Origin of the sequence: Pedobacter miscanthi (genome assembly GCF_032678605.1) — a bacterium.
Classification (GTDB): domain Bacteria; phylum Bacteroidota; class Bacteroidia; order Sphingobacteriales; family Sphingobacteriaceae; genus Pedobacter; species Pedobacter miscanthi_A.
Window position 1 is genome coordinate 105,298 of sequence record NZ_JAVTSU010000021.1, and the last position, 11,639, is coordinate 116,936.

Consider the following 11,639-nt stretch of genomic DNA (forward strand, 5'->3'; position numbering starts at 1 on the left):
TATAATGTTCTGCTTAAAACTTCAATATAAAGTTTCCGGTAAATCTTGCCGGAGCCTGTGGTGTAAGGCGTACCGACCAGGCTTTTTCGCTGGTTAAGTTATCCACTTTAAATCCGATACGGAATTTAGCATGATCGTAAAAAATACTGGCATCAAAGATTTTATACGATGGAATAATAAATCTTGATAAACCACCTGTAAGGGTTGGATAAGTATTGAGATAATAAGACTGATCACCAATATTTCCACCTACACCAGCACCAACTCCTTTAAATTTACCCATCGGAATACGGTAACTTACCCAAAAGTTATAGGTATTAGGCGGGCCGGTTACGCCTGGACGTAAGCCATTGTTCCGCGGATCGGCTGCTCTGGTAACCTTACTATTGTTATAGGCATAACCTGCCACAATATTTAATCCATCAAAAGGATTTGCCGTTAACTCAACTTCCACTCCCCTGCTCAATTGTCCAACATCCTGAATAAAGAAGTTAACCGGGTCAACAGGATCAGGGCGTACAATATTTTTAACGTTAATGTCGTAATAGCTAATGGTACCTACCAACCGATGATCAAAAAGATCGGCTTTTGCACCAAACTCCATTTGATCGGCATATTCAGCTTCTACCCTGCTGCCATCACTTTTAAGTCCGCTTTTATTTAAAAAGCCATTCATGTAATTTCCAAATAACGATAAATGGTCTTTATACACTTCGTAAACCAATCCCAATTTTGGAGAAAAGTTGGTTTGTCCGTAAGGGCTGTTAGCTGCAGTTGCTGTAGCAATACCACCAGAAAGTTGGCCGGTTACAATATTATAAACACCTTTGTTTTGAAAACGGTTTACCCTTAAACTCAACATGGCATTTAACCTATCGGTAATGCTAAACACATCAGAAACATAGGCCGAATAAGTATTATCACCATTATACTCTTTTCTTAATGTTCCCCTGGAGGTTAATGAATCGACTTTAAACTGACTAATGCGGTAAGAAGTGGGTGTATTGATAAAATCAACATCAGTTGGCCAGTTTACTGTTACGCGGTCGAAATCGTTAAAATTGTTGTAATAATCTACCCCAACAACCATCCGGTTACGGTGACCTGCTATTTTAAAATCACCGACAAAGTTCTGTTGAATATCTGTTGCAATAAACTGGGTATAACCATTAATAATTTGTGGACGGATGGTGGTTTCGGATCTTGAGTTTAGAGCAGTTATGTTTCCACTGATGGATGAACGGGCCCTTGAAATAATGGTTTGAGAAGTCCACTCTTCGGAGATTTTATAATTAATCTGACCGAAAATGTTCATCATCTGTGTTTTATACGGCAAATCGTTACTTAAAAAGGTTTTATTGTATGGAAAACCACCATCAGCAATCGATCTTGTAATTTCGGCAACACCAGCAGGCACTGCTGTATAAGGGTTATAACGCACTACTGAGGTACCGGTAGCCTGACCAAATTCTATATCCAATAATAAAGACAAACGATCAGTAATCTGGTACGAGAAACTGGGCGCAACACTTACACTATTGGTAAATCCCTGCTCCTGAAAACTGTGCTCCCAGGTAGTTGCACCATTTAAACGAAACAATGCCGTTCTATCGGCGTTAATTGGGGTATTTACATCAACGGTTAACCTGTTAAAATTCCAGCTTCCGGTGGTATAACCCACTTCGCCTCCAAAACCGTTGTAAGGTTTTTTGGTTACCCGGTTATATAAACCACCATAACCGCTCGAAATGCTGTTACCAAAAAGTGTAGCCGATGGGCCTTTAATGGCTTCAATACGCTCTAAATTGGCCGGATCGATAAAGGAAAAAGCTGCTCCGGCCACACCATTACGTGCATTTGGTTCAGTATCGAAACCACGCGAACGGAAAGTTACACGGCCCTGGTTGGCAATCATCGGAATACCTGCTCCCGGTACATTTTTGGCAATACTTGCTAAATCAACCGCCATTTGCTCCTGAAATAAAGCTTTTGGAACGGAATTATATACCTGTGGGTTTTCGAGGTTTTTAAGTGGTAACCTGGCAATATACACACTTTCTTTCTGTGTAAATTTATTGGTTGCGCCAGCTACGGTGACCTCTTGTAAAGCCTGTACATTCTCTTTTTCCAGGCGGTAATCTGCAGTAGCGGTTTCGCCTGCAACAACGGTTACCTTTAAATCTTTTTGAGGAGAACCTAATACCTGGATCCTAACGGTATAACTTCCGGCAGCAAGATTAGAGAAAAGATAGTTCCCCTGCTCATCGGTAAGGGTGGTTTTATTAATTTCCAAAAGAGAAACGGATGCAGAAGCATAAGGTTTGCCATCTACCAGGCTCACCTTACCGGATATTTTCCCGGGCGACTGCGCAAAAACAGCATTGCCTGCAAACAAAAGGCAGGCTAATAACATTAAGTAAAAAAATTTCATCAAATGATAATGATAAGGATGTCTGAATATTCGCGCAAATATAAAAACATTATTTATAATTAGTCTAAATAATTAATTTGTATTAAACATTTACTTTGATTTTATTCTATAAAAAGGCAATAATTACAGCGGTAACGAATGCTGGTATAACTTATTCCTTTATAAGTGCCAACTTTTGGATCGACCCAATCCAACCTGATGATGTACATCCCTTTCATGGTGGGTGAGAAAACGGCTGTACCTTTTTCATCCAATGCCAACTCTTTTTCCCAGTTTTCGGGATTAAAAACCCGGAGTTTAGTTTTAGCTTTTGCGGGTTTATTGCGCTGAAATGCTTCTACTTTAATTGCCTTATCTATTTTCGAAACCAGAATATCGAGAAACTGCATAGGGTTTGAGTTTCCTGAAGGTTTGCCTACAACATATTGGCTACAGAGATAATCAACAGGCAATACATTTTCGCCACCAATTGCTGCCCGGTCTACAACAGGATGGGTATTGTTGATCCCCAATATGCGGTACGTTCCTGTTTCTTTTGGAATGAATGTAGTTTCCCAACAATCGGATTGCTGACTGAGCTGGAGTGCTGTCTTTTTTCCATCAGGCCCGATAAGGCTAAAACTGAACTCCCCTGCAAGCTGAAGCGCTTTACCCGTTTGCCTGTGCCGGATTCCAAAATCATCAATGTTACCATAGATTAACTGCAGGGTAACTTTTTCGCCAGCTTTACCAGAACCCTTAACTTCCATCCAGTAAGCACTTGAATGGCTTAAAAAAGGAATAAGGATTAGGAAGAGTAAGGCAAAGGTATTTTTTATGGCTATGCAGGCTTTCATGGAGCAAAGATATGAGATTGAGGTAAAGTTATTTGAAGTACCGTGATTTAGCCCGTAGCCGAGAACCATCGATTACTCAGCGAAGCTAAATCTATCTCCAGGTAGAGTTCTCCATTCCACTACGTTCCAGTCGAGATGACGGTTTTATTTTTAGCCGGTTTTAGTACGAATGAACCAATAATCAATTTTCAATTGCGGTTTGCAATTAACAATTTAGCCATTTAACAATGACCAAATTAAAAGTCAACCCAAACAAAAGTGTTAAATAGCTTATAGAATTTCGAAAAACAAATTATCTTTATTGCGGATTGTCTATCCAATACACGAACTAACTATATGGGCAAAAAAATCAGCATTCTCGAAGATGATCAGGGAATCAGGGAAATTGTTGAACTTATTTTTTCACAGGAAGATTATGAAGTAACAGGTTTTGCAAACGTAAATGAGTTTATGAGCAGAAAGGGTAATGCTGTTCCAGATCTTTTTCTGCTGGATGTAATGCTACCTGACGGAAACGGGCTCAATGTTTGCGAAATGCTGAAATCAGAAGAAGCCACCAGTAATGTACCTGTATTGATGATGAGTGCACATGCCGACCTGCTTACAATGAAAAGCCAGTGTAAGGCGGATGGTTTTATTGCCAAACCCTTCGATATTGATCATCTGATCGACATGGTAAAAAAAGCGATTTAATAGCAGTAAAGGAAGATTATATTTCTATTTCAAGCTCATTAAGTGGTAAGGTAAAGAAAAATTTACTGCCCTGGCCTAATTCACTTTCTACGCCAATTTCGCCCCCATGACGTTTGATGATGTCGGCACAGATAAAAAGCCCAAGGCCCAAACCAGAAACCTGTGTACCCAATTCATCAGCCCTAAAATAACGATCGAAAAGGTGGGGAAGTTTATTAGTCGGAATTCCAGGGCCATTATCGCGTACTGATACCTTTACTTTATCTTCAAAAGCCTCTGTTTTAAGGAAAATTTGCTTAGAATCTGGTGCATATTTTACGGCATTATTCACCAGATTAACCACCACCTGGTCAATGCGGTGTTCGTCGGCAAAAACCATCAGGCTTTTATCTCCTTCTAAAACCAATTCGTAGCTACCCGATTCCCTCACATGGATACAACACTTATCAAGCATATCGCCCAGGTTAAACCAGTCTTTTTTAAGTCCAACATGCCCCTGGTTAATTTTAGAAACGTTGAGCAAGTCATCAACCAACTCGGTAATTTTATCCATACTCCGCGAAGCCTGGTCAATTACCTTCGGAAAAAGAACGGTATTTGGATTTTCGCGCATTCTGGCCAGTAACTGGAGCGAGGCTTTTAACGTAGTTAACGGCGTTTTTAATTCATGGCTGGCAATGGATATAAAATCATCTTTTTGCTGCTGTAAGGCTTTATATGCAGTAATATCCATCACTGTACCCAGGGTGCGCAGGCGATTTCCGTCGGCATCAAAATAAACTTTTGCCTGAAACCTTAACCATTTCATCGGAAAACCTTCACGCAGGTATCGGGCTTCATAAAAAATATGCCCAGTTTTTTTTGCTTCTTCATGTGCCAATACACTTAAATGTGCATCATCGGGATGGTAATGATCAATGATGGTTTCACGGCCTATGCCATTGCCAAGACCAAAAATTTCGTCAAAACGTACAGAACCAAGCAATTCACCTGTTTTATAATTGAGGTCGTAAGTGCCTATTTCTGCAGCTTCTACGGCAAGGCGGATACGTTCTTCCATCTCTTCGATGGCGTGCCGGCTACGAACCTTATCTGAAACATCTATACCCACCACCATAATGGCCGAAACACTGCCTGAAAGATCGGTAACAGGTTCGTAAACAAAATCGATAAAAACCTGTTCTGGCGCTCCATTACGGATGAGCACTACCTCTGCTTCTGTGGCAAAAAATGTCTCTCCTGATTGAACAACCATCTCCATTATTGGCGCATAAACTTCGGCAGCTTCGGCAACGGCATCCCAAATGGGCTTTCCATCTACAATTGAGCGTGGTTTCCCTACCAGCTCGAGGTACCGGTCGTTTACTTCACTCACCACCAAATCGTTCGCTCTGATTACACAAATAGCGAAAGGGGCCTGCAAAATCAGGTTACGAAACCTGTTTTCGCTTAGCTCAAGTAACCTGGCCGATTCGGTGAGCTCTTCATTGGTGGTAGCGAGTTCTTCATTGGTTGCTGCAAGGGCTTCATTAATTGTTTCCAATCGTTCATTATTTTCTACAGCCTCCAACCCCAACCGACTGATGTCATCAGCCGATTCCAGCAATTGGGTTACATCTGTTGCATGGCAAACTACACCGATAACCTTAGCTTCAATATCTTTAACCGGCAGATAAGAAAAATTATAATGAAACGTTTTGAGCACACCGTCGAGAACGATTTTTATCTGCTCATTAACGGCATGGTAGGCTTCACCCGTATTTAAAACCTGGCGCATTAAAGCCCCAAAATGATGCTCTGCAAACTCGGGAAGAATTTCTATAAGCCGTTTACCGATGATGGATACATCTTTCCCCCATGCTTTTAGGGTTGCAGCATTTGCCAATACAAGCCGGAGCTCATCGCCCAAAACGAGGTATATAGGATAAGGAGAGCCTTCGATAAGCCCAGCCAGAATTTCTTGATCAAGGTGCATAGTGGTATAAATGGCAAAATACAGTTATTAAAACCTAGCTATGCCAAATACGAAGTTAACAAATTTAGTCTTTAGTCCACAGTCTTTAGTCCAAAGTCCTTAGTAGGGAATTCAAAGTTAAATGAAGCAGGATAAGTTTGGAGTTGAGGGTTTGGAGTTTGGAGCCGGTTAACGAGGTAAGTTTGGAGCCGGTTAACCGATTTAAACAATTAACCAAATCCCCAGTTAACCAAATGAACCAATAAACTACTCAGCTCCTTCCCCGGCAATACCCAGGTTGCGAACCACATTGAGCACACCGGTTTGCCAGTGCAGGTAACCCAGCATTCCGCAGATATCGATTACCTTTGCTTCGATTTTGGCAGGTACATCGTTTACTACACGGAAACGGATTTTGTATTTTGGATTATAACTGATGTAAATAATCATATCATCGTTACGCTCACCAACATCAGCAAGAAAAGCAAGATGTTGATCACGCAGCTCATTAGCCGCCTGTTGCAAACGTCCATTCATCAATTTCGAAAGTGCTTTATCTGGAACAAAATCAGTCTCCAGGATAGCCAATACCGTAACGACCATGGACGCAAAAGTAAAAACCTATACCATAACTGCAAATACAATCTCTCAAAGTATTGAAAATGAGCCAAAATAATTTCGCGCAATTTCTTGAAAGCGTAAAAACAGCTTAAATAAAGACATAAATTAATAAATAAATAGTCCAAAAACCTTTGTTATAAGTATCCATCTTTATGTCAACAATAAAAGAATAAAAAACAGGTTAAATGGAAAGAGCCCGGTGGATACCGAGCTCTCGTACAAAAAACTTTATTTTAAATCTGTCCAACTTTTTGGCGTCAAGCCATACTTTGGTTTAACGCACTGCGTTTGTTACCAGTTGATCCCTAGATTGATTTCAAAACTTCCGGCGGTATAGCCGCTTAATGCACCGGTTTGCGTGGTATAGGAAGTGTTAATGCGGTATTTCTTTTTGTAATGCAAACCTACGCCAAAACTTGCCGCTTTACTGGTATGGTACATGGCTGTAAACAATACCTGTTGGTTAGCTATACCAAACTGTCCACCGACATCAACAATATCCGAAATTTCTGTAAAAGAGCGGTAAGCTACCTTTGGCTGAAAGATGTTCTCTCCTAACGGAATTTTGTAGCCTGCCGATGCATAAACCACCGGAGTATTGATCAATTTAAAATTATCCCTTTTGAAATAATTTTTCAGGTTTACCATGGCCACATCGGCATTAAAACCTTTAGTGGTTAGCCCCACTCCAAAGTCTCCGTCAAAATAGGTTTTATGGTCAGTATTATATGCACCTATCTGGCCATCGTTCGGATTTCCGATAAGATCCTGCATATCTATCCTCTGGTTCATAAACCCAGCAGACAAACCGAAGTGTAATTTGGCCGATTCGCTTATTGGAAGGTGGTACGCATAAGTTGCAAGGATACGTGTTTGCCTTTGCAAACCTGCCTTATCAAGGTTCATGTTTAACCCTACACCTACCCTTTCCCACCCATAGGTAGCAGTAAGGTTTTGGATCACCGGCGCACCAGGTACGTCATTCCACTGCGAGCGAAAAGCAAGGTCTAAATCTGCACCTTCTGCTACCCCGGCCATTGCCGGGTTAGCGAGGTAAGTATTATTGAAATATTGGTTTAACAATGGACTGGTTTGTGCTTTCACCTTCGAAACCCCGATAAGAGCAAGCAATATCAATATTTTTGTTTTCATCGTTTTCATTTTTCTTAACGGTTTCTGATAATCGTGATAAATCCTTTTTGAACCAGTTTATCTGGTCCATAAGTTATGATGTAATAGTAGGTGCCTTCTGCAAGCTCATTCCCGCCGATGGTACCATTCCAGCTATTATCATATCCTTTTTTATTGTACATCAATCTACCATTGCGGTCAAATATCCTTACCTCATTGCTCGGATACATATCGATGTTCTGTACAATCCAGGTATCGTTCACACCATCACCGTTAGGTGTTAAGATGTTGTTGGCTACAATTTTGTAATCCTCGTTCACTTTAATGGTGATCGATGCTACACTGCTACATCCACTTGCATTGGTTACACGGACAGTATAAGTAGTGGTTTGTGCAGGACGAACAGTAAGTATTGCCGTGTTCTGACCACTAATGATTCCGCTAGCAGTAGACCAGCTGTAGCTTGTGCCGCCACTTGCCGTTAATATTGCCGTTTCACCTTTACTGATCTCTGTACCTTTATTGCTTACAATGTTTGCAGCTGGAAGTGCGTTAATGGTTAAGGTACCATTTACATACACAAAGCTATAATTGTTAGCTACACCATTTGCTGAAACGAGGGCATAAGTACCAGCTACATTTCTATTTGCGGTGGTGCTTACTGTAGGTTTAGCAGTTAACGAACTTTCGGTATCGCCTACTTTAAATCCACTGTATGTTACTGCAAATGTTGGGAATCCATCAGACTGACACATTACTGCATTGCTTGCCGTAACGGTAAGTACTGCTTTATTGATGGTTAAATTGGCGCCTGCATAAGTAATCGAATAGTTACCATTTAAAGCTAAAGTACCCTGGTTAATGGTGTAAGTTCCTGCATTCTCGCCAGCTGCTCTTGTTAAGCTTCCGCTGAAGCTATCACCTGTTTGTAAGGCCGGAGCAAAAGTATAGGTTAAGGCCGGATCAGCATCACCATAGGTTTTGCTTTTCGCCACTGCTGTTACCGTAATGGTTTTCGCGCCAATGGTAAGATTAGCACCAACATACGTTAAAGTGTAATTAGCGTTAAGTGCAAGTGTACCTTGGTTAACCGCATATGTACCCACGTTTTCACCAACTACTCTGGTTAGTGATCCTGTAAAGCTATCGCCTGTTACCAATGCCGGAGCAAAAGTATAGGTTAAGGCCGGATCAGCATCACCATAGGTTTTGCTTTTCGCTACTGCTGTTACCGTAATGGTTTTCGCACCAATGGTAAGATTAGCACCAACATAAGTTAAGGTGTAATTAGCGTTTAAGGCTAAGGTACCCTGATTGATGGCATAAGTACCGATATTTTCGCCAGCTGCTCTGGTTAGGCTTCCGCTGAAGCTATCACCTGTTGCCAATGCCGGAGCAAAAGTATAGGTTAAGGCCGGATCGGCATCACCATAGGTTTTGCTCTTCGCTGCTGCAGTTACCGTTACGGTTTTCTTACCTATGGTTAAATTAGCACCAACATAAGTTAAGGTATAATTAGGGTTTAAAGCTAATGTACCCTGGTTAATGGCATAAGTACCGATATTTTCACCAGTTGTTCTGGTTAAGTTCCCGCTGAAGCTGTCGCCAGTTACCAGTGCCGGAGCAAAAGTATAGGTTAAGGCCGGATCGGCATCACCATAGGTTTTGCTCTTCGCTGCCGCAGTTACCGTTACTGTTTTCTTACCGATGGTTAAATCAGCTCCAACATACGTTAGGGTATAGTTAGGATTTAAAGCTAATGTACCCTGGTTGATGGCATAAGTACCGATATTTTCACCAGTTGTTCTGGTTAAGTTCCCGCTGAAGCTGTCGCCAGTTACCAGTGCCGGAGCAAAAGTATAGGTTAAGGCTGGATCAGCATCACCATAGGTTTTGCTCTTCGCTGCTGCAGTTACCGTTACTGTTTTCTTACCGATGGTTAAATCAGCTCCAACATACGTTAGGGTATAGTTAGGGTTTAAAGCTAATGTACCCTGGTTGATGGCATAAGTACCAATATTTTCACCAGTTGTTCTGGTTAAGTTCCCGCTGAAGCTATCACCAGTTACCAGTGCCGGAGCAAACGTATAGGTTAAGGCCGGATCGGCATCACCATAGGTTTTGTTCTTCGCGGCTGCCGTTACCATAATGGTTTTCGCACCAATGGTTAAATTAGCACCACCATACGTTAAGGTGTAATTAGCGTTTAGTGCTAGTGTACCTTGATTAATCGCATAAGTACCTACGTTTTCACCAACTACTCTGGTTAGGTTTCCAATGAAAGTATCACCTGTTACCAATGCCGGAGCAAAAGTATAGGTTAAAGCCGGATCAGCATCGCCAAAGGTTTTGCTTTTTGCTACTGCGGTAACCGTTACTGTTTTCTTACCGATGGTTAAATCTGCACCAACATAAGTTAAGGTATAGTTAGGGTTTAAAGCTAATGTACCCTGGTTGATGGCATAAGTACCGATATTTTCACCAGTTGTTCTGGTTAAGTTCCCGCTGAAGCTGTCACCAGTTACCAATGCCGGAGCAAAAGTATAAGTTAAGGCCGGATCGGCATCACCGTAGGTTTTGCTCTTCGCAGCTGCAGTTACCGTTACTGTTTTCTTACCGATAATTAAATTTGCACTGTTAAATGTTATACTATAGTTACCACTTAATGCAAGTGTACCCTGGTTAACGGCGTAGGTACCAATGTTCTCGCCCGGTGCCCTGCTTAACGATCCTGTAAAGGTATCAGTTCCTATAAGTGTACCTGCATAAGTATAGGTAAACGCTGGATCTGCATCGCCATAGGTTTTGCTTTTCGCATCGGCTGTTATCACAATTGCCCTGGCTGTAATATCTGCCGTGGTTGCTGCTGTGGTATTGCCCAAAGTATAATTAGCAGATGCACCACCTGTAATGGCGATACCTGTTACACTAACCGGTTTGTTTGTACCTGCTGTTGCAGTCGCAAATGCTGCACTTACATAACTTTCAGTAAATACATCACCTGCCACACGGTCATCACTTAAAGTTACCGTTGCGGCTGTTGTACCGTCGTAAACTTTATTGATACCGGCTGCAGTAACCGTTAATGTTTTTGGTGTAATAGTTAGGTTAGCATTGTTATAAGTAATGCTATAATTGCTCGCATTGCTTAATACCAATGTACCTTGATTAATGGCATAAGCACCTACGTTATTACCAGCTACCCTGGTTAATGATCCCGTGAAGGCATCAGTACCCACTAATGTACCTGTGTAAGTATAAGTTAAGGCCGGATCGGCACTACCATAAATTTTGCTCTTCGCATCGACCGTTACCACAATTGCCCTGGCAGTAATATCTGCCGTGGTTGCTGCTGTGGTATTGCCTAAGGTATAGTTACCAGATGCGCCACCTGTAATGGCGATACCTGTAACACTTACCGGTTTGTTTGTACCTACAGTTGCTGTAGCAAATGTTGCGCTCGCATAACTTTCGGTAAATACATCGCCTGTTACACGGTTATCACTTAAGTTTACGGTTGCAGCTGTTGTACCATCGTAAGCTTTATTGATACCAGCTGCGGTAACCGTTAAGGTTTTTGGTGTAATATTAAGATTCGCACTGTTGTAGGTCAAGCTATAGTTGCTACCTAATGCAAGCGTTCCCTGATTAATGGCATAAGCGCCTACATTCTCACCTGCTACCCTGGTTAATGATCCTGTGAAAGCATCAGTACCAATTAGTGTACCTGTGTAAGTATAGGTAAATGCCGGGTCGGCACTGCCATAAACTTTATTTTTAACTACAGCTGTTACCACAATTGCCCTGGCTGTAATATCTGCCGTGGTTGCTGTGGTAGTATTGCCCAAAGTATAATTAGCAGATGCACCACCTGTAATGGTGATACCTGCAACGCTTACCGGTTTGTTAGTACCTACAGTTGCAGTTGCAAATCCAGCACTTGCATAACTTTCGGTAAATACATCTCCTGCTG

General features: G+C 41.7%; 7 protein-coding genes. 1 reads left to right on the top strand and 6 read right to left on the bottom strand.

Features of this window, described 5'->3' with window-relative positions; genetic code table 11:
• Positions 1-13 precede the first annotated feature (13 nt).
• Both R2R28_RS24615 and R2R28_RS24620 read right to left on the bottom strand, forming a co-directional pair.
• Positions 14-2,431: a TonB-dependent receptor gene (locus tag R2R28_RS24615; RefSeq protein WP_316828312.1), complete on the bottom strand. Its 2,418-nt coding sequence runs from the start codon at positions 2,429-2,431 to the stop codon at positions 14-16.
• Between the two features lie 101 nt (positions 2,432-2,532).
• The gene (locus tag R2R28_RS24620) at positions 2,533-3,267 is read right to left on the bottom strand and encodes a hypothetical protein (protein ID WP_316828313.1); all 735 of its coding nucleotides are present in this window, start codon (positions 3,265-3,267) and stop codon (positions 2,533-2,535) included.
• 336 nt (positions 3,268-3,603) lie between these two features.
• On the opposite strand from R2R28_RS24620, the gene R2R28_RS24625 reads away from it, so the two are divergent.
• The gene (locus R2R28_RS24625) at positions 3,604-3,960 is read left to right on the top strand and encodes a response regulator transcription factor (RefSeq protein WP_316828314.1); all 357 of its coding nucleotides are present in this window, start codon (positions 3,604-3,606) and stop codon (positions 3,958-3,960) included.
• 16 nt (positions 3,961-3,976) lie between these two features.
• Here R2R28_RS24625 and R2R28_RS24630 read toward each other — a convergent pair whose 3' ends face one another.
• The 4 genes from R2R28_RS24630 to R2R28_RS24645 form a co-directional block, all read right to left on the bottom strand.
• Positions 3,977-5,935, bottom strand: a complete 1,959-nt coding sequence (locus R2R28_RS24630; RefSeq protein WP_316828315.1) for an ATP-binding protein — start codon at positions 5,933-5,935, stop codon at positions 3,977-3,979.
• A 246-nt stretch (positions 5,936-6,181) separates the two neighbouring features.
• The gene (locus tag R2R28_RS24635) at positions 6,182-6,517 is read right to left on the bottom strand and encodes a hypothetical protein (protein WP_316828316.1); all 336 of its coding nucleotides are present in this window, start codon (positions 6,515-6,517) and stop codon (positions 6,182-6,184) included.
• 309 nt (positions 6,518-6,826) lie between these two features.
• On the bottom strand, positions 6,827-7,687 hold the full coding sequence (locus tag R2R28_RS24640; RefSeq protein ID WP_316828317.1) for a PorP/SprF family type IX secretion system membrane protein: 861 nt from the start codon (positions 7,685-7,687) through the stop codon (positions 6,827-6,829).
• 14 nt (positions 7,688-7,701) lie between these two features.
• Positions 7,702-11,639: MBG domain-containing protein (locus R2R28_RS24645; RefSeq protein ID WP_316828318.1), on the bottom strand; the 3,938-nt coding region annotated here is incomplete at its 5' end.

Coding starts and splice junctions, on each gene's coding strand:
- R2R28_RS24615 (WP_316828312.1), bottom strand. CDS start 2,431: ATGAAATTTTTTTACTTAATGTTATTAGCCTGCCTTTTGTTTGCAGGC.
- R2R28_RS24620 (WP_316828313.1), bottom strand. CDS start 3,267: ATGAAAGCCTGCATAGCCATAAAAAATACCTTTGCCTTACTCTTCCTA.
- R2R28_RS24625 (WP_316828314.1), top strand. CDS start 3,604: ATGGGCAAAAAAATCAGCATTCTCGAAGATGATCAGGGAATCAGGGAA.
- R2R28_RS24630 (WP_316828315.1), bottom strand. CDS start 5,935: ATGCACCTTGATCAAGAAATTCTGGCTGGGCTTATCGAAGGCTCTCCT.
- R2R28_RS24635 (WP_316828316.1), bottom strand. CDS start 6,517: ATGGTCGTTACGGTATTGGCTATCCTGGAGACTGATTTTGTTCCAGAT.
- R2R28_RS24640 (WP_316828317.1), bottom strand. CDS start 7,687: ATGAAAACAAAAATATTGATATTGCTTGCTCTTATCGGGGTTTCGAAG.